The organism is Mesorhizobium sp. WSM4935, assembly GCF_029625735.1.
Lineage (GTDB): Bacteria > Pseudomonadota > Alphaproteobacteria > Rhizobiales > Rhizobiaceae > Mesorhizobium.
In genome coordinates, this window is record NZ_JARTVR010000004.1 from 258152 (window position 1) to 278570 (window position 20419).

General features: G+C 62.3%; 19 protein-coding genes and 1 tRNA gene. 10 read left to right on the forward strand and 10 right to left on the reverse strand.

What is annotated here, in order from left to right; genetic code table 11:
- Positions 1 to 109 precede the first annotated feature (109 nt).
- Complete coding sequence (locus tag P9273_RS12860; RefSeq protein WP_278049244.1) at positions 110 to 976, reverse strand: hypothetical protein; 867 nt, start codon at positions 974 to 976, stop codon at positions 110 to 112.
- A gap of 493 nt (positions 977 to 1469) precedes the next feature.
- On the opposite strand from P9273_RS12860, the gene P9273_RS12865 reads away from it, so the two are divergent.
- From P9273_RS12865 to P9273_RS12885, 5 genes are all read left to right on the forward strand, one after another.
- Positions 1470 to 2240 (forward strand): SDR family NAD(P)-dependent oxidoreductase, encoded by a 771-nt coding sequence (locus P9273_RS12865; RefSeq protein WP_278049245.1) that lies wholly within the window; start codon positions 1470 to 1472, stop codon positions 2238 to 2240.
- Positions 2241 to 2317: 77 nt separating this feature from the next.
- The gene (locus P9273_RS12870; RefSeq protein ID WP_278049247.1) at positions 2318 to 3073 is read left to right on the forward strand and encodes an SDR family NAD(P)-dependent oxidoreductase; all 756 of its coding nucleotides are present in this window, start codon (positions 2318 to 2320) and stop codon (positions 3071 to 3073) included.
- A gap of 116 nt (positions 3074 to 3189) precedes the next feature.
- A complete protein-coding gene (locus P9273_RS12875) occupies positions 3190 to 4497 on the forward strand; it encodes an RsmB/NOP family class I SAM-dependent RNA methyltransferase (RefSeq protein ID WP_278049248.1) in 1308 nt (435 codons plus the stop codon).
- A 334-nt stretch (positions 4498 to 4831) separates the two neighbouring features.
- The gene (locus P9273_RS12880) at positions 4832 to 6760 is read left to right on the forward strand and encodes a toll/interleukin-1 receptor domain-containing protein (RefSeq protein ID WP_278049249.1); all 1929 of its coding nucleotides are present in this window, start codon (positions 4832 to 4834) and stop codon (positions 6758 to 6760) included.
- Positions 6757 to 8313, forward strand: coding sequence for an argonaute/piwi family protein (locus tag P9273_RS12885; protein WP_278049250.1), 1557 nt, complete (start codon positions 6757 to 6759; stop codon positions 8311 to 8313). The genes P9273_RS12880 and P9273_RS12885 overlap by 4 nt, the downstream gene beginning before the upstream one ends.
- Before the next feature lie 263 nt (positions 8314 to 8576).
- Here P9273_RS12885 and P9273_RS12890 read toward each other — a convergent pair whose 3' ends face one another.
- Together P9273_RS12890 and P9273_RS12895 are read right to left on the reverse strand one after the other, a co-directional pair.
- Positions 8577 to 10580, reverse strand: a complete 2004-nt coding sequence (locus P9273_RS12890) for a YgiQ family radical SAM protein (RefSeq protein WP_442920218.1) — start codon at positions 10578 to 10580, stop codon at positions 8577 to 8579.
- Between the two features lie 166 nt (positions 10581 to 10746).
- A tRNA-Met gene (locus P9273_RS12895) sits at positions 10747 to 10823 on the reverse strand.
- 251 nt (positions 10824 to 11074) lie between these two features.
- Here P9273_RS12895 and P9273_RS12900 point away from each other — a divergent pair.
- A complete protein-coding gene (locus P9273_RS12900) occupies positions 11075 to 12040 on the forward strand; it encodes a Gfo/Idh/MocA family protein (protein WP_278049252.1) in 966 nt (321 codons plus the stop codon).
- 17 nt (positions 12041 to 12057) lie between these two features.
- Here the strand turns inward: P9273_RS12900 and mnmA are convergent, their stop codons facing one another.
- On the reverse strand, positions 12058 to 13248 hold the full coding sequence (mnmA, locus tag P9273_RS12905) for a tRNA 2-thiouridine(34) synthase MnmA (RefSeq protein WP_278049253.1): 1191 nt from the start codon (positions 13246 to 13248) through the stop codon (positions 12058 to 12060).
- 254 nt (positions 13249 to 13502) lie between these two features.
- Between mnmA and sciP the strand changes: the two genes are divergently transcribed.
- Positions 13503 to 13778, forward strand: a complete 276-nt coding sequence (gene sciP, locus P9273_RS12910) for a CtrA inhibitor SciP (protein ID WP_006203587.1) — start codon at positions 13503 to 13505, stop codon at positions 13776 to 13778.
- A gap of 62 nt (positions 13779 to 13840) precedes the next feature.
- Here the strand turns inward: sciP and P9273_RS12915 are convergent, their stop codons facing one another.
- Together P9273_RS12915 and P9273_RS12920 are read right to left on the reverse strand one after the other, a co-directional pair.
- Positions 13841 to 14074, reverse strand: a complete 234-nt coding sequence (locus P9273_RS12915; protein WP_278049262.1) for a zinc-binding dehydrogenase — start codon at positions 14072 to 14074, stop codon at positions 13841 to 13843.
- A gap of 110 nt (positions 14075 to 14184) precedes the next feature.
- Positions 14185 to 14562, reverse strand: a complete 378-nt coding sequence (locus tag P9273_RS12920) for a flagellar export protein FliJ (protein ID WP_040997010.1) — start codon at positions 14560 to 14562, stop codon at positions 14185 to 14187.
- Between the two features lie 447 nt (positions 14563 to 15009).
- Here P9273_RS12920 and ctrA point away from each other — a divergent pair, with 447 nt between their 5' ends.
- Positions 15010 to 15705 carry a response regulator transcription factor CtrA gene (ctrA, locus tag P9273_RS12925; RefSeq protein WP_006203583.1) on the forward strand — a complete coding sequence of 232 codons (696 nt, stop codon included), beginning with the start codon at positions 15010 to 15012 and terminating at the stop codon, positions 15703 to 15705.
- Positions 15706 to 15772: 67 nt separating this feature from the next.
- On the opposite strand, the gene P9273_RS12930 is transcribed toward ctrA, so the two are convergent.
- Both P9273_RS12930 and chpT read right to left on the reverse strand, forming a co-directional pair.
- Positions 15773 to 16141, reverse strand: a complete 369-nt coding sequence (locus P9273_RS12930; RefSeq protein WP_040997008.1) for a response regulator — start codon at positions 16139 to 16141, stop codon at positions 15773 to 15775.
- Positions 16142 to 16363: 222 nt separating this feature from the next.
- Positions 16364 to 16993 (reverse strand): histidine phosphotransferase ChpT, encoded by a 630-nt coding sequence (gene chpT / locus P9273_RS12935; protein ID WP_278049266.1) that lies wholly within the window; start codon positions 16991 to 16993, stop codon positions 16364 to 16366.
- A 384-nt stretch (positions 16994 to 17377) separates the two neighbouring features.
- On the opposite strand from chpT, the gene P9273_RS12940 reads away from it, so the two are divergent.
- Both P9273_RS12940 and P9273_RS12945 read left to right on the forward strand, forming a co-directional pair.
- Positions 17378 to 17914, forward strand: a complete 537-nt coding sequence (locus P9273_RS12940; protein ID WP_278049521.1) for a DUF1134 domain-containing protein — start codon at positions 17378 to 17380, stop codon at positions 17912 to 17914.
- Between the two features lie 130 nt (positions 17915 to 18044).
- A complete protein-coding gene (locus P9273_RS12945; RefSeq protein WP_278049267.1) occupies positions 18045 to 19187 on the forward strand; it encodes a hypothetical protein in 1143 nt (380 codons plus the stop codon).
- 39 nt (positions 19188 to 19226) lie between these two features.
- Here the strand turns inward: P9273_RS12945 and P9273_RS12950 are convergent, their stop codons facing one another.
- Complete coding sequence (locus P9273_RS12950; RefSeq protein ID WP_278049268.1) at positions 19227 to 20024, reverse strand: TrmH family RNA methyltransferase; 798 nt, start codon at positions 20022 to 20024, stop codon at positions 19227 to 19229.
- A gap of 52 nt (positions 20025 to 20076) precedes the next feature.
- Positions 20077 to 20415 (reverse strand): ArsR/SmtB family transcription factor, encoded by a 339-nt coding sequence (locus P9273_RS12955; protein ID WP_278049269.1) that lies wholly within the window; start codon positions 20413 to 20415, stop codon positions 20077 to 20079.
- Positions 20416 to 20419 lie beyond the last annotated feature (4 nt).

Sequence of the window (20419 nt, forward strand, 5' to 3'; positions counted from 1 at the left end):
AGCCGCGTCGATGATGGCGAGCTGTGTGCTCGCACGTTGCGGATGGCAGTTTTGGCCTGCACCCGCCAGCGGGGGGCCGGTCAGGCGCAGGGCTGCGGCGTTCCGGTGGTCAGCGCCCTTTCAGAGTCGAGAGACAGACTTCGAAAGCTTCGTCGACAACCGCGAGCTTGGACGCCTGGACGGCCATGTATTCATCGCAGAACTGCCGCGAAACCCACATCACGGAATGACCGCGCTGGCCAACCCAGCCGATGCTGCCGAGCGCCTCGGCATCATGGAGTTTGCGCGCCAGATGTGTGCGGGAGAGCTTCAGCCAGTGTGCGAATTCGCTGACCGAAATGACGCTGGTCGGTATCCTGTCGAGATGGGCGTCCTCCGGATCGATGCCGGACATCAGCCAGTCCATGGCGATGCCGCCGTTATTCAGCCAGATAAACAACGAGAAAGTCGGTCCGGGCTCCCGCACGCCGTCGCTGACGAGCAACCCGTCGGCGATCAGCGGCTGCAGAGTGGGCAGCATTTCGGGCCGATCGAGGAAGGCTGCAAGCCGCGTCCCGCCGTCTATGCGGTCAAGCGTCCTCAGATGCGCGTAGATCCAGCCGGTGAAGGTCTCGATGGTGCTCGCAGTGGCCCGCATGGGGTGAGCCCGGCCATCACCGCTGGCCGAGATATATTCGGCGATGTTGTAGTGCAGCATCTCCTTGACGAAAGCTTCGGCGGTGTTGCGGCTGGCCACGGAATTGCGGCGCACGGCCTCAATGAAACGCGCCATCGTCATCTCGGTGCGGCGGTCGCTGGGATCGCGCCGGAAATGCAACGCCAGGCCGACATGGCCGAGGAGCCAGCGCTGCTGGGTGGCAAAGACGGCAGCCAGCCGCGGGCTTGTTTCATAGATATGGATGAGCGCCTTGGCCTGTTCCTGGACGCTGCGAAGCGCTGCCGGATGACGGGCGATCTCAGCGGCACTCAGCGGCATTTCCTGCGATACTCCATGCGATTCCAAGCAACGACAAATGAAGATTCCCGATCTTCGCCGGTCCTGTCCAGTTGGCTATTGGAACAACGACGATTAGGGGGTGAATCCGTTGGTAACTCTTTGCATCGGTTCGGGAAACCCGTCCCAATAATAGTCTGGCCCGCGGCCCTGCGTTGAATTGACGAGTCCCGATGAGCGCGCCACCGGCATGGGCTGTTTCCGCCGGACCACCGGGACGATCTTCGATATGTCCACCCTTGCCGTTGGCCGAGCAGCCTGCCGGCATGGTTCCGGGTTTTGCGCCGACACGCCTGTACAAGGTCGGCAAGCCCGGCAACACCCTGTCGACGGTCTTCGGTACCACGACGCTCGAGCTGGGATGATCGCGGGCCGTACGCGCGCTGAGATCATTGTTTTTCCCGGCTGGTCCATGCGACATGACCCGGTGACGTGGTTGCCTCTGTCAGGCACTGCGTTTCGCGGAGGTTATCGAATGGCTGGCAGGACGGTCCTCATCGCCGGCGGCGCCGGGGGGATGGGTCTCGCGACCGGGCTGCGTTTCGCGGCCGACGGCGAGCGGATCGCGCTTGCCGATCTTGCCGGCCCCAAGCTCGACGCCGCCGTGGCGGCGATTGCCGCGACAGGGGCGGACGCGATCGGTTTGCCGCTCGATATCCGCTCCGTCGCCGCGTGCCGCGACGCAGTGGCCAAGGCCAGGGAGTGGGGCGGCGCGATCGACATTCTCGTCAATGCCGCCGGCGTCTGGCTGGAAGGGCCGGCAAACGAGGTCGAGGAAGACCAGTGGGACCTGGTGCTGGACGTCAACCTCAAGGGCGCCTTCTTCCTGATCTCGGCGGCCATTCCGCATCTGGCGACAGCGCAAGGCGTGATCATCAACATCGCCTCCGATGCCGGCATCGTCGGCAACAACGGGGCTTCCGTCTATTGCGCCTCGAAGGGCGGGCTGGTGCTTTTGACCAAGGCTCTCGCCCTGGAACTCGCCCCGCAAGGCATCAGGGTCAACGCCGTCTGTCCCGGCGACACGGCGACGCCGATGATCGAATACCAGGCCAAGACCTATGGCGGAGACGACCCCGACGGTTACAAGCGCCGGCTGCTGGGACACTATCCGCAACGAGACAAAGCAAGGTTCATCCAGGTGGAGGAGATCGCTTCCTTCGTCCACTATCTTTGCCAGCCAAGCGCGGCGCCGATCACCGGAGCCGCGCTTTCGATCGATTTCGGCGTCAGCGCCGGCTACTGAACCGGTGGACGGTTTCATGGCGGGCATGAGTGCCCGCGCCGGCATACCGGCATTCTAATGGTGGAGAGGAAATGATCGTGTTCCGCAAGTCTCGCAAGGCGTTGGTGACAGGCGCCGGCGCCGCCGACGGCATCGGCATCGCGATCGCGCGGGCGTTGGGCGAGGCCGGTCTTTCTGTCGTCATCACCGCTTCGTCCGCACGCATCGAGCAACGCGCGGAGGAACTGCGGGGGGAGGGGCTCGATATAAGCGCTGTCGTGGCCGACCTGACGCTTTCCGGCGATGTCGAACGCTTACGCTCCGAGGCCGGCGAGATCGACATCCTCGTCAACAATGCCGGGATGGGCACTGTTGCCCAGCCGGCATTGCAGCGACGGTTTCTCGACCTCAGCGAAAGCGACTGGGATCGCGGCATCGATGTCAGCCTGAAGACCGCCTTTTTGAGCACGCGCGGATTTCTGTCAGGCATGGTGCAACGCGGCCATGGGCGCGTCGTCAACATGGCCTCGGTGACGGGGCCCTACGTATCCAATGAAGGCGAGGCAGCCTATTCCGCGGCCAAGGCCGGCATGATCGGGCTGACGCATGCGCTCGCCCTGGAGGTCGGCCGCGATGGCGTCACGGTCAACGCCGTGGCGCCGGGCTGGATCGCGACGGGTGCCTCGACACCGGAGGAACTCGCCGCTGCGCGCAACACGCCGCTCGGTCGCGCCGGCAGCCCCGAGGAAGTCGCGGCCGCCGTGCTGTTCCTGGCGTCTGATGCGGCGAGCTACGTCAACGGCGCCGTCATCGTCGTGGACGGCGGCAACATCCTGCAGGAACGCAAGGGCTGAGCGCGGGGACGCGCGAAGAATGGTCAGGAGCAGCTCTGTCGTCTATAGGGGGGTGTTTTCAGCCTGATCGCCGTTCCGTGACCCCTGCCGCCCGCCTGCAAGCCGCAATCGAACTTATGCATGAAGTCGATAGCGTTCCGCGTCCCGCGGATGCTGTCGTCTCGGCCTGGTTTCGGGCCAGGCGCTATATCGGCGACAGCGACCGTGGTCAGATGCTGGACTTGCTCTATGCACTTCTCAGACATCATGCACGGCTTGGGTGGTGGCTGGCGAGGCACGGGCGCGATGATAGGCCCCGCAACCGGCTGCTTGCATGGTTGACGCTGAAGGAAAGCAAGGCGCCCGATCAGATCAAGCGCTTGTTCAATGGCGCGAAATCCGCGCCCGCCATCCTGAAGGATCACGAGCACGCGCTGCTGGTCAAATTGCAGGGAGGCACGATCGACCATCCCGGCATGCCGGAAGAAGTGCGCCTTGAATGCCCGTCCTGGGCAGCCGATCCCCTGCGGCGCCGTTTCAAGGAAGCGTTCAGGCAGGAGATGGCCGCGCTTCTGACCTCGGCGCCGCTTGATCTGCGCGTCAATCCGATCAAGTCGACACGCGAGGCCATGCTTCGCGCGTTGAAAGACGTTGGCTTGCGGGCGGAGGCCTCGGCCATGGCTCCTTACGGCATTCGTGTGCATGAACGTCCCTCGCTGGCGAGCCTGCCGATGCTCAGAACCGGTGAGGTCGAGATCCAGGACGAGGGCTCGCAGCTCGTCGCCATGCTGGTCGATGCCCGGCCGGGCGAGCGCGTGGTCGATTTCTGTGCCGGGGCCGGAGGCAAGACGCTGGCCATCGCCGCGCAGATGAACAACAAGGGCCACATTGTCGCCTGCGACGTCATGGAGGGCCGCTTGAAGCGCGGCGCCGAGCGCTTCCGGCAGGCAGGATTGCACAATATCGAGACGCGGCTTCTGACCAGCGAGACGGATCGCTGGATCAAGCGCCACAAGGGCGGTTTCGATCGCGTTCTGGTGGACGCGCCATGCAGCGGCACCGGCACCTGGCGACGTAATCCCGATGCACGCTGGCGGGCGCCGGAGGAACAGGGTCTGGACAATCTCATGTCGTTGCAAGCCCGGATTCTGGCGAGCGCGGCGCGTCTGGTGAAGCCCGGCGGGCGGCTGGTCTACGCGACATGCTCCATGCTGCCCGAGGAGAATGAGGAGCAGGTGGCCATTTTCCTGGCGAGGCATTCCGCTTTTCGGGCCGTGCCGCTCAACCAGGCCGCGCCGCAACTGACGAATTCGTCTCACCTGGACTATCTGTCGCTGACGCCCGCCCGCAATGATACCGACGGCTTCTTTGCCGCCGTCATGCAGCGAGAGGCTGCGCCTCCAGGCGAGGCCGCCCATAGCCATCCGCGATCCATTTTTGAATGACCGAATGGGGTCGGGAGTGGAGCGGCTACTCTTGGCGGGAGATGTTTCGTAAGGCGCCGCCAACGGACCATCGACGATTGGCTCCAATCAACGTCGTTGACGACCCCTGATTACATCGCCGGACTGCAGACGAATATCGATTTGCCCACTACATCAGGCAGGCACTGTAGTCAGGCGCATGATTCGGTTGAGAAACGTTTTTCGAGGTGAGCTTGGCTGTTTCACCGCATTGCCTGAGAAAGCATGTTATCTTTTTGTTGGTAAGGCTTAGGCGCGACGCAATTGTGCTCTCGGTTGCTTGACTGCCCAGGAAACGGGCAGTCAAGCTGGGCGCATGGCTTATGATTTCTCGAGTTTGTCTCATAACGAGTTTGAAGACTTGGCCCGCGACCTCGTAGGCCGCGAGATTGGCAAGCGTTTCGAGGCCTTTCCCGAGGGACCGGACGACGCGATGGACGGGCGATACGCTCTCGCCGAGGGAGATATTGTGCTGCAGGCAAAGCACTATCACCGATCGGGTTTCTCGGCGTTGAAATCAAAGATGAAGAGCGAGCGCATGGCCATCGATAGTCTGGCATCCTCGCGCTATATCCTCGTTACGTCGGCTTCGCTCACGCCAAAAAACAAAACGGCATTGGCGGAGATCGTCGGGCCTGCGCTGCAAGGTCCCGGCGACATATTCGGGCCTGGCGATCTCAATGCTCTGCTGCGCAAATATCCGGAGATTGAGAGAGCTCATCAGAAACTCTGGGCGCAAAGCACGCCCGTTCTGAAGTCGGTGATCAAGGAAGCATTCGAAGAAGCACTTGGAAAGCCGGGGCCGGTACCTCCCGTCCTCGCCAATCTGCTGCCGCCGGTGCCAGGGACCGGGCCTGCTGCGGGTGCCGCACCAGCGATGCGCGACACGATCTTTCTACTCAAGTCCACGCCGATCGACGACGAATTTGCGCTTTGGCTGGGCCCCAAGCTCGAGGCCGAGGGCTATCGCGTTTTCGCCGATATCCTGACGCTGCAGCCGGGCGACAAATTACGGCGGCAGATGAACCAGGCGCTGCAGTGCCGTGCGGCGAAAGTACTCCTTGTCTGGCGCGATGCGACCCTCGCCGACCAGAACGTGCAGGACGACCTCGACATTGCGCTGGAAGTCGCGAAGGAAATCGACGATCCGCGCTTCATCATCCCGCTTCGACTTGAGCAGGGGAAGAAGGTCAAAGGTCTCGGCGACGCGATGCCGGTTGATTTCGTGCGCGGTTGGGGGGAAGGCGTCGCCAGCCTGCTTGACGCACTGCAGAGGCAGAAGGTTCCGCGATCCTGCGGTCCTGCCGGGATCGATCCGAACTGGGAAATCTTCCGCCGGCGTGGCGCTGTGCCGCTCGTCGGCGAGGCTGAACGCTTGACATCAAACTGGCTGCGCGCGGCGGAGGCGCCCGACGTCATTCGCTATTACGAGAGCACTGGAGCAATCGACAGCCGGTTGCTTGATCGAGCGATTGAGCAGTTCAAGTATCCATGCACCCTGCAGGGCGCTGGCTTCATCACCTTTGCGGACCAGACCGAGGTCAACATCGCGTTCGCAGCGGCCGGCCGTTTTCAGATGAAGCACAAAATCCCGTTGCTGCAGTTCGTCGACAGCGGTTTCCCAGAGCTTGGCATCGAGCAACAGGTCGCATCGAACCTGGTCATTGCGATGATCAAGCAGGCGTGGTCCTCGTTCTGCAGGGAACGAGGCTTCGTCGAATATCACTATTCCAACGCTGTCGGCTTCCATGCATCGGCTACGCAGGTGCGGACCGGCCAACGCATTCCGTGGGGCAGGCAGGGGGATCAGCGGTCCTCGATGCTGCGCAACGCAGCCAAGGGACATATCTGGCAGTTCGGCGTCACCGCGATGCCCTATTTCTGGCCGTTCTGGCATCTGAAGATAAAGGCGCGGGTGTTGTTCTCCCTAGACGACAACACGCCGGCCGGGCTCGATATCGACGATCCCAAGAAGCTGCATCGCCTGCGACGCAGCATCTGCAAGGGATGGCGCAACAAGCAATGGCACGGCCGCTTGCTTGCTTTCCTTGAGCTACTGTCCGGCGACAGCGCGAATATCCGCCTGGCGCTTGCTCAAGACGCCGAGCTGGTGATCGAGGCGGCGCCGATGCTGTTTACGTCGCCGGTGAGCACAGTACTCCCCGATGTTCTTGATGCTGAGGAAGAAGAAGCCGACATCAGCACGTTGGGTCGCCCGGACAACGATGACGAGGCCGACGAATGAAATTTCCTGAGAAATCGCTCCAGGTTGAGCACTTCAATGAGCCGCTTCTGGAATTCGCCTACGCACAGCGCAGTCCTCACCCGAAGGACGGTTTGTTCCTGTATGGACCTCACGCTAAGGCGAAGAGAACGCGCGAAATCCGTGTCGGGGTGGTCGGCACCAGCGACGGCATTGCGCATTTTCGCACGTGGGCGCGCAAGCTGAAGTCCGTCGTTCCGGTTCCGCCGCCGGGAAGGGGTGAGAAGGCCGATCGCCTGCATCTGGCGAATTTCCCCGGGATCGAGGAGGCCTTCGGGATATCGTTCGATCCGGATGAATGCAGTGCGCTGTCGATCCAGCTGAAGGATATTGAGCGCGCCACTCGCATTTTCAATCTCAATGAGGCGGTCGACAAGGTCGCCCGCCTCTATATCGATCGTGTCGAGCAGCATCGCCGCAACGACGAGCGATCAATCGACGTCTGGGTACTTGTTCTGCCGGACATCGTCTATGAGCGCTGCCGGCCGCAATCTAAGCGCACCGGCCTTGCCATGGAGTTGGGCGACTTCAAGAAGCGGCAGAAGACGAAAGAAAACCTGCCACTGTTGTCCTTGATGGGCGCAATCGATCAGTCTGACGAGGCGATCTTCGAGGATGTCCCCGACTTCCATCGCAGGATCAAGGCCGAGTTCCTGAGGATCGCGCCGACGCAACTGGTGCGCGAGACTACGCTCGCGCCCAGCGCCTTCCTCAACAAGGCAAACTACCCAATCCGCAAGACGCAGGACGCGGCAACGGTCGCATGGAATCTCGCCACCGGGCTCTACTATAAGACGCAGCCGAAACCGCCATGGCGGTTGGCGGACGTGCGGCCCGGCGTTTGCTACATCGGCATGGTCTACAAGAGCCTGCCGAACGATCCTGACGGGCATGCCTGCTGCGCCGCTCAGATGTTTCTCAACGAGGGTGACGGAGTCGTTTTCCGCGGCGCCAATGGTCCTTGGAAGACCGGCGACTATGAGTATCATCTCAAGGCGCCGGCGGCTAAGGACTTGCTTGAACTCGTGCTGAAAACCTACAGCGAAGAGCATGGCGGACCCCCGAAGGAGCTCTTCATTCACGGACAAACCTATTTCAACGATGAAGAGTGGAATGCCTTCGTCGCGGCTGCGCCAAAGGAGACAAATGTCGTTGGCGTGAGGATCCGACCCACGGGTGGCGAGACGAAGCTCTTTCGCGACGGTGACTATCCGGTGCTGAGGGGCACGGCGCTCTTACTCGACGATCAGACGGCGTACCTGTGGACGACAGGCTACGTGCCGCAACTCGACACCTATATTGGGCACGAGACGCCCAATCCGTTGCACGTCACGGTGATGCGGTCCAAGAAATCCAAACCGAAAATCGGCACGGTCCTGGAAGACATCATGGGTCTCACCAAGATCAACTACAACTCTTGCAACTTCAACGACGGGCTGCCCGTCACGGTTCGCTTTGCGAAGATGGTGGGCGATGTCCTGACAATGGGGTCGGCCAAGGGCGAGAAACGCCAGCCGTTCAAGTTCTATGTCTAAACATGAGCTGAAGTTCGAAAAGCCGCAAGCGCTCGGGCGTCGAGCAGGTGCAGGAATGTTTCCAAGAAATTGCTTGGCTGCCGCCTGTGTCGCATCATCTCTTCCGGCTATGTCTGCTTTCAGACTGCGTCTGCGTTCAGCTCAACGGCTGAAATGAGGCACCAAGCTTCCGGCGGATTCGGATCTGCTTGTGGCGCAGGTCGCCACCCTGCAAGTCAAATCCGCTGACGGTGCGCTACAGAGAGACCCGAGCTCCTATCGGCTCACTTCTTTGGAAACGGCACGCCCTTCGTGGTGAACCTCTGCCCCCTGCCGATAGGCCGCACGGGGCGCTTCGTCGCGGCAGCCTTGCCGGTTCCGGGCGGCTGGTGGGCGGGCACAAGCTGGTCGGGGCGAGGGCCGATAAGGTCGGCGCGCCCCATTTCCTTCAACGCATCGCGCAGCAGCGGCCAATTGTCGGGATCATGGTAGCGCAGGAATGCCTTGTGCAGCCGGCGCTGACGCCCGCCGCGAACGGTCTCGACCTTATCCGTCGCACCGCGCCGCACGCCCTTCAGCGTGTTGACGCCGGTATGATACATGGCCGTCGCCGTGGCCATGGGCGAAGGCAGGAAGGTTTGCACCTGGTCGGCACGGTAGCGGTTCTTCTTCAGCCAGAGCGCGAGGTTCATCATGTCCTCGTCGGTCGTGCCGGGATGGGCGGCGATGAAATACGGAATGAGATAGTATTTCTTGCCGGCCTCCTTGGCCGCGGCGTCGAACATCTCCTTGAAGCGGTCATAGGTGCCGATGCCGGGCTTCATCATCTTGTCGAGCGGTCCGCGCTCGGTGTGCTCGGGCGCGATCTTGAGGTAGCCGCCGACATGGTGGGTCACCAGTTCCTTGACATATTCGGGGCTCTTGACGGCGAGGTCGTAACGCACGCCGGAGGCGACCATGACCTTCTTGACGCCCTTGACCTCGCGGACCTTGCGGTAGAGCCGGATCAGGTCGTCATGCGAGGTGTTGAGATTGGGGCAGATGTCGGGAAACACGCAGGACGGCAGGCGGCAGGCCGCCTCGATCTTGGGATCCTTGCAGGCCATCCGGTACATGTTGGCGGTCGGCCCGCCGATATCGGAGATCACGCCGGTAAAGCCCGGGGTCTTGTCGCGGATCTTCTCGATCTCGCGCAGGATCGAACCCTCGGAGCGGTTCTGGATGATGCGGCCTTCGTGCTCGGTGATCGAGCAGAAGGTGCAGCCGCCGAAGCAGCCGCGCATCACCGTCACCGAAAACTTGATCATGTCCCAGGCGGGGATCTTGGCATTGCCATAGGATGGGTGCGGGGCGCGCGCATAGGGCAGGTCGTAGACGGCGTCCATCTCTTCGGAGGTCAGCGGGATCGGCGGCGGATTGAGCCACAGGTCGCGGTCGCCATGGCGCTGGACGAGCGGGCGGGCATTGCCGGGGTTGGCCTCGCGATGCAGCACGCGTGAGGCGCGGGCATAGGCATCGCGATCGTTCTCGACCTGTTCGAAGGACGGCAGCCGGATCACGATGTCGCCGGGTTTGCGGCTCGCGCCCTCGTCGGCGGAATCGAGATCGTCGGCATTGAGTTCCGTGAAGTGTTCGGGCACGCGCCGGAACAGGGCGACGCCTCTGATGGCGTCGAGCTGGCGTGGCGTCTCGCCGGCGGCAAGCCGATTGGCCACCTCGACGACGGCGCGCTCGGCATTGCCGTAGATCAAAAGGTCGGCCTTCGCATCGGCCAGGATCGAGCGGCGCACCTTGTCGGACCAGTAGTCGTAATGGGCGATGCGGCGCAGCGAGGCTTCGATGCCGCCCAGCACCACCGGCACGTCCTTGTAAGCCTCGCGGCAGCGCTGCGTATAGACGATGGTGCAGCGGTCCGGCCGCTTGCCGCCCTCGCCGCCCGCCGTATAGGCGTCGTCATGGCGCAGCTTGCGGTCCGAGGTATAGCGGTTGACCATGGAATCGAGGTTGCCGCCGGTGACGCCGAAGAACAGCCTGGGCCTGCCCAGCGCCTTGAACGGCTCCGCCGAGTGCCAATCGGGCTGCGAGATGATGCCGACCCGGAAGCCTTGCGATTCGAGCAGGCGGCCGATGATCGCCATGCCGAAGCTCGGATGATCCACATAGGCATCGCCGGTGACAAGCACGATGTCGCATTCGTTCCAACCGAGCGCCGTCATTTCGGCGCGGCTCATCGGCAGGAACGGCGCCGCCCGTCCGGCATGAGGCTTGCTGGCGGACAGCGGGATCATGTTTTTCTGGGCGTTGGCTATGGTTTCCATGGCCGCGACGTATAGGCCGCCGCCAAAGCGAATTCAATTAAGCTCGCTTTGGCTCCGGAAGGGATGCATTGGGCCGTGTCGGGGCACGACGCCTAGCCGCCTATCATTTCATTGAGTTTTGGATGCCCTCAAGGGCTGGTAGCGGGGGAGGGACTTGAACCCCCGACCCCAGGATTATGATTCCCGTGCTCTAACCAACTGAGCTACCCCGCCAGGGTGGCAACGGCCCGGAAAACCGTCCTGAATGGACGGGCGTCGCGAGGCGTTCGCCGAGGTCGCGCGGATATAAGGTTGCGAGGGTGAGGCTGTCAAGCTTGGATAAGGCCGACATGCCGGCATAATCCGGCCGGCCTAATCTCATCCCAGAAAAGCTTTGCCGGACAGACACTCAGGGCATGTCCCGGGGTTGAGTTCGGCGGGGCACGTCGCTATGTCTCGGCCATAAAATTCTAGAGTTTGAACGAATGAAGCCGCGCATCGCCGTCCTCGGTTGCGGATACTGGGGCAGCAACCATATCCGCACCCTCAAGGCGCTTGGCGCGCTGCATGCCGTTTCCGACGTCAACCGCGCCCGCGCCGAAGGTTTCGCCAGCGAACAGGACTGCCTGGCGATCGAGCCGGACAGGCTATTCGAGCGGACCGACGTCGACGCCATCGTCATGGCGCTGCCGCCGCAATTCCATGCCGATACAGCGGTGCGCGCCGTCGAAAGCGGCAAGGACGTGCTGGTCGAAAAGCCGATCGCGCTCACGGTCGCCGACGCCGAGCGCGCGGTGAAGGCGGCAAAGGACAATGGCCGCATTTTCATGGTCGGCCATGTGCTGCGCTTCCATCCCGCCTTCGAGACGCTGAAGGCGCTGATCGACAATGGCGAACTCGGCGAGGTGCGATACATCCACTCGCACCGGCTCGGCCTCGGCAAGTTCCACACCGAAAACGACGCGCTCTGGGACCTTGCGCCGCACGATTTGTCGATGATCCTCGCCATCACCGGCACGGAGCCGATCGAGGTGAGGGGCGAGGGGGCTGCACTCCTCGACAATCTCAGCGACTTCGCGCACCTGCATATGCGTTTTCCGAACGGCCTGCGCAGCCATCTCTTCGCCTCGCGCCTCAATCCCTATCGCGAGCGACGGCTGACGGTCGTCGGCACCAAGGCGATGGCGGTGTTCGACGACGTCGAGCCCTGGGAGCGTAAGCTTGCCGTCTACCGCCACGCGGTGTGGCAGGACAGCGGCCAGTGGGCCTTCACCGCCAACGAGCCTTCCTATGTGGCCGTCGGCGAGGGCATGCCGCTGACGCGCGAGCTTGCCCATTTCATGCAATGCATCGAGACGCGCGCCGAGCCGCGCACCGACGGCGAGGAAGCGATCCGGGTGCTGCGCATCCTGACCGCCGGCACGGTGGTCCACACCGGCTCATCCGCGTGAAGCAATCAGACTGAGAATTATTCGGCGGGAATCTGCGCCGGCCTGGCGGCAAGCCTGGACAGCATCGCCTCGGCTTCCGCGCCGCGCTCGGAGCGCTCGATGAACCCCCCGCCGAACACCCGCGCCTCGTTGCCGTCGTCGGAATAGAGCACGCAGGCCTGCCCCGGGGCGATGCCCGATTCGCCGTCGGCCAGCTCGACGGAAGTCACGCCGTCGCGGTGATGCAGCACGGCCGGACGCGGCGGCCTGGTGGAGCGGACCTTGGCGAAAAGCTCGATCCCGCCGACCGGAACATCCGACAGGGGTCCGTCGCCCAGCCAGTTCATGTTGCGCAGATAGATCTTGTGCGTCTCCAGCGCCTCGCGCGGGCCAACGATGACGCGCGCGCGGTCGGCGTCGAGGTGAACGACATAGAGCGGCTCGCCGGAGGCGATGCCGATGCCGCGGCGCTGGCCGATCGTATAGCGCAGGATGCCTTCATGGCGGCCGAGCACGCGGCCGTCGATATGGACGATGTCGCCGGGATTGGCCGCGGCCGGCTTCAGCTTGGCGATGATGTCGGAATACTTGCCCTGGGGCACGAAGCAGATGTCCTGGCTGTCCTGCTTGGCGGCGACGGTGAGCCCCATCTCCTCGGCGATGGCGCGGACCTGCGGCTTCGACAGGCCGCCGAGGGGAAAGCGCAGGTAATCGATCTGCGCCTGCGTGGTGGCGAACAGGAAATAGCTCTGGTCGCGGTCGGCGTCGACCGGCCGGTAGAGCGCGCGATGCGCGCCATTGGCTCGCGAGCGGATATAGTGGCCGGTGGCAAGGGCGTCGGCGCCGAGATCCTGCGCCGTCGCCAGAAGATCGGCGAACTTCACGGTCTGGTTGCAGGATACGCAAGGGATGGGCGTTTCGCCGGCGACATAGCTCTCGGCGAAGGGATCGATGACCGCCTTGCGGAAGCGCTCCTCATAGTCGAGCACGTAATGCGGAATGCCGAGCGTCTCGGAGACGCGGCGGGCGTCGTCGATATCCTGGCCGGCGCAGCAGGAGCCCGCGCGGTGGGTGGCCGCGCCATGGTCGTAAAGCTGCAGCGTCACGCCGACGACGTCATAGCCTTCGCGCTTCAGGATGCCTGCGACGACAGACGAATCGACACCGCCCGACATCGCGACGACGATGCGGGTTTCTTCTGGGCGGCGAGGGAGATCGAGGCTGTTCATGATGCTTTCACTGTGCGGCGCTCAATGCCAATGGCCGGAATATAGGTCAAGCGCCACGTCCGCGCCAGCTTGCGGCCCAAGACGAGATTACCGGCAATTTCAGGGCCTGGAGGCCGGTGTTTCAAATTCTAAACGAAATCCTAACCGGGCGTTCATGATCCTTACCTAGTGATTAGGGTTCGCTTAGGCAATTTTTAAAGCTGTGGCGGTACTGTGGCGGGGATTGGGTCTTTGAGTTTTTAGTAGAGAGTACGATGACCGATCTGGTTAGACCTAGAGTCAAGTATGTTATCGGGCCCGACGGCAGCCCTCTTACGATCGCCGATCTGCCACCGACGAACACGCGGCGCTGGGTTATCCGGCGCAAGGCAGAAGTGGTCGCGGCGGTGCGCGGCGGCCTGCTCAGCCTCGAGGAAGCCTGCCAGCGCTACAAGCTCACCACCGAAGAATTTCTCTCCTGGCAGGCATCGATCGACGAATACGGCCTTGCCGGGCTGCGCACCACGCGAATCCAGCAATACCGGCACTAGGCCTGAAGACTTAAAACGAAGGGGCGCGGGAACACCGCGCCCTTTCGTTTTATGCAAAAGCCTCAGACCGTCAGCACGACCTTGCCGATCGGCCATGTGGCGAGCAAAGCGTGCGCAGCCCCCGCCTGGTCGAGCGGAAAGGCTTTCGCCACATGGGGCGCGAGCTTTCCGGCATCGACGAGCCCGGCAAGCTCGACAAGGCCTTCCCGGTCGGGCACGACCGACACACGCTCGACCCGGACGTTCCGTTCCTTGGCCTTTGCCTTCACGGCGTCGGGGACTGCGAGCAGCGACACCAGGCCAACCGTTCACATTTCCTGGAATTGCCCGGCGCCGCCGCCTGCTGCCGATCGCCGGTTCTAAAGATGCCGGCAGATCTCCGGCATAAGTGCGAAATGCCCGGCGATCAGCCGATCATGGCGCTGCGGCCGCCTGTTTCGGCCTCGCGGATCTTGGTGTCGCGCGATTCCAGCATCTCCGCCTTGGACAGCTCCGCTTCAGCTTCGCCGAGTAATGATTCGGCGGTGCTTCGCTGTTGGGCGAGGTCGTTTTGTGAGTTCCTGAGGTTGTCCCGGCGCAGGCGCGCCGCTTTGGCGAAGGTCGGATAGGCGAAATGGTTGATGTCGGTGATGCCGGCTTTTTTCTCTTCGGCGATGATCTGCGCTTCCAACTCGACGGCCATGCGCTCGAACTCGGCGATCATCATGTCCAGTTGCAAGAGCTGCCGCCGCTTCTCATTCACCTGAAACTGCTTCAGCCGAACGAGGTTTTCACGTGACTTCATGACTCGATACTCCGCAAACGCACACCTGCATACCGTCCAGTCCGCCCGGAACGACCCAAGCGCCGCCCGTTTCCCCCGGCTTTCCCTGGGCTATGGGAAACAAAGCCCTAAAGATTTTTGCCGGCGGTAACCATTCGTTTACGGGCATTGTTAATCATACGGGCGAGGACTTAAGGCCGGGTAAAAATTCCGGCTGCGGCGGAAGCCCGGGCCGACGAGTCTCTAGAGTCACTTAGGCTGACTTATTAATGTGGTGCATTAGCGGTTTGGGTCTGTGATTCGTTATTAGATTCAAGTGGGTGTAGAAAGGGGTTAAAAAATCTGGTATCGTGGATGACACGAAATTAGGATTTGTTAACCAGTCGGTGGCACCTTCTGTTCAGGCAATCACTGCTCCGGGTCCCGGACGGGTCGTGAGATGGTCCGGCAGCAGAAAAGGGGAATGAAATGCGTGTTCTGCTGATTGAAGATGACAGTGCAACCGCACAAAGCATCGAGTTGATGCTCAAATCGGAGAGCTTCAACGTCTATACGACCGATCTCGGCGAAGAAGGTGTCGATCTCGGCAAGCTCTACGATTACGACATCATCCTTCTGGATCTCAATCTTCCCGACATGTCGGGCTATGAAGTCCTGCGCACGCTGCGCCTCTCCAAGGTCAAGACGCCGATCCTGATCCTCTCCGGCATGGCCGGCATCGAGGACAAGGTGCGCGGCCTCGGTTTCGGCGCCGACGACTACATGACCAAGCCCTTCCACAAGGACGAGCTGGTGGCGCGCATCCATGCGATCGTGCGCCGCTCCAAGGGCCATGCCCAGTCGGTCATCACCACCGGCGACCTGGTGGTCAATCTCGACGCCAAGACGGTCGAGGTCGGTGGCCAGCGCGTGCACCTGACCGGTAAGGAATATCAAATGCTGGAGCTGCTCTCGCTGCGCAAGGGCACCACGCTTACCAAGGAAATGTTCCTCAACCATCTCTATGGCGGCATGGACGAGCCGGAGCTGAAGATCATCGACGTCTTCATTTGCAAGCTGCGCAAGAAGCTCGACGCGGCGTCCGGAGGCCAGAACTACATCGAGACGGTTTGGGGCCGCGGCTATGTGCTGCGCGAGCCGGAAGATATCCGCGTCAGCGCGTAGGCGACCCAGGGATTTAAACGAGAAACCCGGCTCCGGCCGGGTTTTTTGTTGGATCGATTGCCGCGAATCAGGCGGCGATCTTGAGGAAACGGAAGCTTTCGAGCAGTTGCGCGCGGTTGAAGGGCTTCAGCAGATAGCCTTGAGCGCCGGCGCGCTTGGCGCGCATGATCGCTGCGACGTCCACCTCGACCAGCGAGACCAGGATCTGCGGCTTGACGGGAGCTTCGATGGCGCGAATGCGGCGAATGAGGTCGACCGCCTGGATGTCGGTCAGCCCGCCATCGATGACAATCACATCCGGCATGTCGTCGGCGCAGATGTCGGCAGCCTCGACCCCGGTCGACGCCTCGACGACAATCATGTCCGAGCCGCCAAGGATGCGTTTTGCGACCTTCCTGATGACGCTCGAATCATCGACGAACAGGCAGCGCTTCATATCCGGGTCCTCTTTGCCATCTGCCGAACCGGCAACCTCCGGGCAACCGAAAGAACCATAGGCCCAATCTGGTAAAGAAGCCGAAAAGCCGTTGGGTAAAGTTTTTCCAAACAGACATACCGCGCGGTTTGGCCCGCGGCGACGTTACAAATGAATTGCGGCAGGCATGCTCGACCTGCATTGCCAGCACAAATACTAGCGGCAAAAATACTTCGGCTTTTCTTATGCGGCCGTCAGCACGATCTCGTCGGCCGTCGCATGGATCGAGATCGTCATATTCGCCTCACGCGCCAGAAGCAGCGTGTAGTAAGGCTGGACCGAATGGGCGTCGATCGGCTCCTCCGGCTTATGGCCGGAATGCAGTTCGAGGAATTTCGGCGGCACGCGCAACATCGGGCCGCTGGCGGACAGCGAAAAACGCGGCTCGGTTTCGAGATTCTCCAGCGTGATCACCAGCTTGCCGCCGCGCGGTATGGCCGCGTTGGCGACGAGAATGAGGTTGAGCAGCAGCTTGACCTTGTTCTTGGGCAGCAGCGCCCGGGAGCCGTTCCAAACCAGTTCCGGCTTTTCGTTCCTCAAGAAGGCGATGGCCACGGCCTCGGCATCGCCGGTGTCGATCATCATGCCGGCGGAACCCGCGGCGCCGAAGGCGATGCGGGCAAACTGCAGCCGCGCCGAGGCATTCTTGGCGCTCTGGCGGATAAGCTTCATGGCGTCTTCGTCGGCGCCGCCTTCGTCGAGCAATTCGAGGCCGTTGTTGATTGCGCCGACCGGCGAAATAATGTCGTGGCAGACGCGGCTGCAAAGCAGCGCGGCGAGATCAGGCGCGGAAAGGGTGAAAAGCTCGGCCATCGGCGAAATCCCTGCTTAAGTCACTTGTTCATGGCCGAGAGACAGTTTTCGCGCCTGCCCACACGAATCACGCTCTTTTCCAAGGCTTTCTGAATACACAGGGCCCGAGCGCGCATCAACAAATCCAAAATTGTCGGCGGTGAAAATGGTGTGTTCGCGGGGGAAACCCCGACGCACAGGCGCAGGCGCAGCCTTCGAACCGCCATCTTCGTGTGGGAGCTTAATGGTTGAAAAAGGATTACGGCATAATTTGCCTGTGATAGCCACCCTGAACGGCCGGCAAGAGCCGTAGGGGTGCGAGGCGTCGGCGAAAGTGCTCCCTGACGGAGATTTGGAAGCATGTTTTCCCGATACTATGACCGGACGTTCGTCCGTGTCCTCACCATGACCATCACACTCCTGGCGGCTTTGGTCCTTTCGACCTCAGCGTCGCGGGCTCAGCAGTACACCGCTCAGGAAATCGTCGATTCCGGTCATAAATTCTTCGGCGAGACGTCCGGCGGCCTGGCCACCGTCGTCGAGAAGATCTTTGCCTCCTACGGCCTGCCCAACGGCTACCTGCTCGGCGAAGAAGGATCCGGCGCCCTGATTGGCGGCCTGACCTATGGCGAGGGGACGCTCTACACCAAGAACGCCGGCGACCATAAGGTGTTCTGGCAAGGTCCGTCGCTCGGCTGGGATTTCGGCGGCGCGGGATCGCGAGTGATGATGCTGGTCTACAATCTCGACGACATCAGCAGCCTCTATAACCGGTTCGGCGGCGTTGCCGGTTCCGCCTATGTCATTGCGGGCGTCGGCTTCAACGTGTTGCAGTCCAACCGGGTGCTGATCGTGCCGATCCGCACCGGTGTCGGTGCCCGTCTCGGGGTCAATCTTGGCTACCTGAAGCTTACCGAAAGGCCGACCTGGAACCCGTTCTGATCTTGCGCTGGCTACAATCGCTCGGACAGTGCTGGTCGCGCCGCGGCAAGCTCTTGCCGCGGCGTTGAATTTCCGCCATGCCAAGATGGCACAACGCCACGATCGCCGCCCGTAAAGTGGATAGCACGCCTTGGTCCAGTCGGTCCTATTCTTCGTACTTGGTTTTCTCTGCGCCGTTTTTCTGGTGTCGCTGATCGCGCCGGCGGTCTGGCGGCGGGCCGTTGTCCTGACGCGCAGGCGTATCGAGGCTTCGTTGCCGCTGACGCCCGCCGAGATCCAGGCGGACAAGGACCGGGTCCGTGCGGAATATGCCATGACGACGCGCCGGCTGGAGATAACCGTCAAGAACCTGCAGGAGAAGGTGGCCGAACAGATGGTCCAGATCGGTCGCGGGCGAGAGGCCTTGAAGGGGCTCGCGGTCGAAACGAAGGACAAGAACCAGGCCCTCTCCGATCTGCAGGCCAAAAATGCGGAGCTCCGGCAGCGCGAGGAAGAATTGCACCGCCTGTCGGAAAAGCTCGCACAGACGGAGCGGGCATTGGAGAAGCGCGCGCTGGAGCTGCAGAAGCTCGAACAGATGTATGACGACGCCAGCTTCTCGTCCTCGAACCGCCAGATCGAGCTGGTCGCGCGCGAATCGGAGCTGGAAAAGCTCGCCAGCGACATCGCGCTGCTCAAAGGCCAGCGCAGGGAGGCGGACCGGCGCAACCAGGAGATCGCCTCGGAAAGCAAGGCCGCGCGCGAAGCGTTGAAGGTCGAGAAGAAGAAAACGGCCGAGCTCGAGAAGAAGGTGGAGCGGCTGCTCGCCACACTTGCCGACCGCGAGGAAAAGCTCGACCGGCGCGAGAAGGACCTTGCTCGAATGCGGGAACGTTCGAAGCAAACCGCCGCCGCGAACGGCGTCGCCCAACTGGCTGCCGGCTCGGATGCGAAAAATGACGACGTCGATAAGGCAATCGCCAAGCTCGAGGGCGACCGGGAACGGCTGGAGGCAAGACTGACGGCGCTGGCGCGTGAGAACAAGCGGCTGAAAACCGATCTTGCCGCCTCGGGGACGGCAATGCCGGAATCAGCGGGCGACGCACGCTCGAGCGCCGGTCTTCGCGAACAGATGAACGAACTGGCGGCCGAGGTCGTCAACCTGACGATGAAGCTCGACGGGCCGGATTCCCCTATCGCCAAGGCGCTGGCGGGCGAGGGGCAGCAGAATGGGCGCGGCATCAGCCTTGCCGACCGCGTGAGGGCTTTGCAAAAGGCCGGCACGTCCAACTGAGAAAAGACGATCGCAGGGCGCCCCCAGGTCGTTCTGCGGCTACCGGTCGGAAAAGTGATGCAGCGCTATTGCCGACGCGGCGGCGACGTTCAGGCTGTCGAAACCTTCCGCCATGCCGATCCTGACCGTGTGCAGCCGGGTAAGCAGGTCCCGCGGCAGGCCTTCGCCCTCGGTGCCAAGATAGAGCGCCAGCCTGGCCGAACGTGGCGCGGCGCGGATGTCGGTTGCGCCGTGCGGCGACAGGGCGAACTGGCTGAAGCCAAGCCGATCGAGGGTTGCGATGAAGGCTCCGCTATCGCCGAAGGAGCCGAAGGGAACCTTCAGCGCCGCGCCGACCGAAACACGGATTGCCTTACGGTAGAGCGGATCGCAGCAGGTCTGGTCAAGCAGGACGGCGTCCGCGCCGAAGGCCGCGGCATTGCGGAAGATCGCCCCGATATTGTCGTGGTTGGATATGCCGACCAGGATGACGGCCAACGCCCGCCGAGGCAAGGTTTCCACCAGAATTTCGGCGGGCGCCGGCGCGCCGCGCATGCCGATCGCCAGGATGCCGCGGTGCATGTGGAAGCCGGCGATCCGGTCCATGACCTCACCGGCGGCAACATAGACCGGAAAATCCGGCGGCGCCTTGTGCAGGATCTCCTGGACGCCAGCCAGCCTGTTTTCGAGGATAAGGGCAGACTCGGCGGCGAAGCGCCCGGTCGACAACAGGAGGTCCAGCACCACCTTGCCTTCGGCGATGAAGCGCCCCTGCCGGCCGACGAGATCGCGCTCGCGGATGTCGAGATAGGCGGCGACGCGTGGATCCCGAGGATCGTCGATGGGGATGAGGTTCATGCATGCCTCGCCGAGGAGTGGTCGGCGAGGTATGAGCGACTGGAACCGCGGGTCAAGCCCCGGCGCGGCGTAACCGGTAGGCCATCTGTGAAAGATCGCCTTCGCCGAAAATTCCTTCCAGCATGCGCAGCAATTCGCGCACCGCTTCGGATTTGCAGGAATAGTAGATCATCTGGCGGTCGCGCCGGGTCTCGACGAGATCGAGTGCCCTCAGCTTGGCGAGATGCTGCGACAGCGCGGATTGGCTGAGTTGCACCTTCTCGGCGATGGCGCCGACCGACATTTCGTTATCGATCAGATGGGCCGCGATCAGCAAGCGCTTTTCGTTGCCCATGAGAGTGAGAAAGGCGGCCGCCGATTCCGCATTGGCGATTAGCTTATTTGAGATCATAGAT

What these genes read in the sequence shown, in the direction of transcription:
- P9273_RS12860 (WP_278049244.1), bottom strand. Translation starts at nt 976, where the DNA reads ATGCCGCTGAGTGCCGCTGAGATCGCCCGTCATCCGGCAGCGCTTCGC.
- P9273_RS12865 (WP_278049245.1), top strand. Translation starts at nt 1,470, where the DNA reads ATGGCTGGCAGGACGGTCCTCATCGCCGGCGGCGCCGGGGGGATGGGT.
- P9273_RS12875 (WP_278049248.1), top strand. Translation starts at nt 3,190, where the DNA reads ATGCATGAAGTCGATAGCGTTCCGCGTCCCGCGGATGCTGTCGTCTCG.
- P9273_RS12880 (WP_278049249.1), top strand. Translation starts at nt 4,832, where the DNA reads ATGGCTTATGATTTCTCGAGTTTGTCTCATAACGAGTTTGAAGACTTG.
- P9273_RS12885 (WP_278049250.1), top strand. Translation starts at nt 6,757, where the DNA reads ATGAAATTTCCTGAGAAATCGCTCCAGGTTGAGCACTTCAATGAGCCG.
- P9273_RS12890 (WP_442920218.1), bottom strand. Translation starts at nt 10,580, where the DNA reads ATGATCCCGCTGTCCGCCAGCAAGCCTCATGCCGGACGGGCGGCGCCG.
- P9273_RS12900 (WP_278049252.1), top strand. Translation starts at nt 11,075, where the DNA reads ATGAAGCCGCGCATCGCCGTCCTCGGTTGCGGATACTGGGGCAGCAAC.
- mnmA (WP_278049253.1), bottom strand. Translation starts at nt 13,248, where the DNA reads ATGAACAGCCTCGATCTCCCTCGCCGCCCAGAAGAAACCCGCATCGTC.
- sciP (WP_006203587.1), top strand. Translation starts at nt 13,503, where the DNA reads ATGACCGATCTGGTTAGACCTAGAGTCAAGTATGTTATCGGGCCCGAC.
- P9273_RS12920 (WP_040997010.1), bottom strand. Translation starts at nt 14,562, where the DNA reads ATGAAGTCACGTGAAAACCTCGTTCGGCTGAAGCAGTTTCAGGTGAAT.
- ctrA (WP_006203583.1), top strand. Translation starts at nt 15,010, where the DNA reads ATGCGTGTTCTGCTGATTGAAGATGACAGTGCAACCGCACAAAGCATC.
- P9273_RS12930 (WP_040997008.1), bottom strand. Translation starts at nt 16,141, where the DNA reads ATGAAGCGCTGCCTGTTCGTCGATGATTCGAGCGTCATCAGGAAGGTC.
- chpT (WP_278049266.1), bottom strand. Translation starts at nt 16,993, where the DNA reads ATGGCCGAGCTTTTCACCCTTTCCGCGCCTGATCTCGCCGCGCTGCTT.
- P9273_RS12940 (WP_278049521.1), top strand. Translation starts at nt 17,378, where the DNA reads ATGACCATCACACTCCTGGCGGCTTTGGTCCTTTCGACCTCAGCGTCG.
- P9273_RS12950 (WP_278049268.1), bottom strand. Translation starts at nt 20,024, where the DNA reads ATGAACCTCATCCCCATCGACGATCCTCGGGATCCACGCGTCGCCGCC.
- P9273_RS12955 (WP_278049269.1), bottom strand. Translation starts at nt 20,415, where the DNA reads ATGATCTCAAATAAGCTAATCGCCAATGCGGAATCGGCGGCCGCCTTT.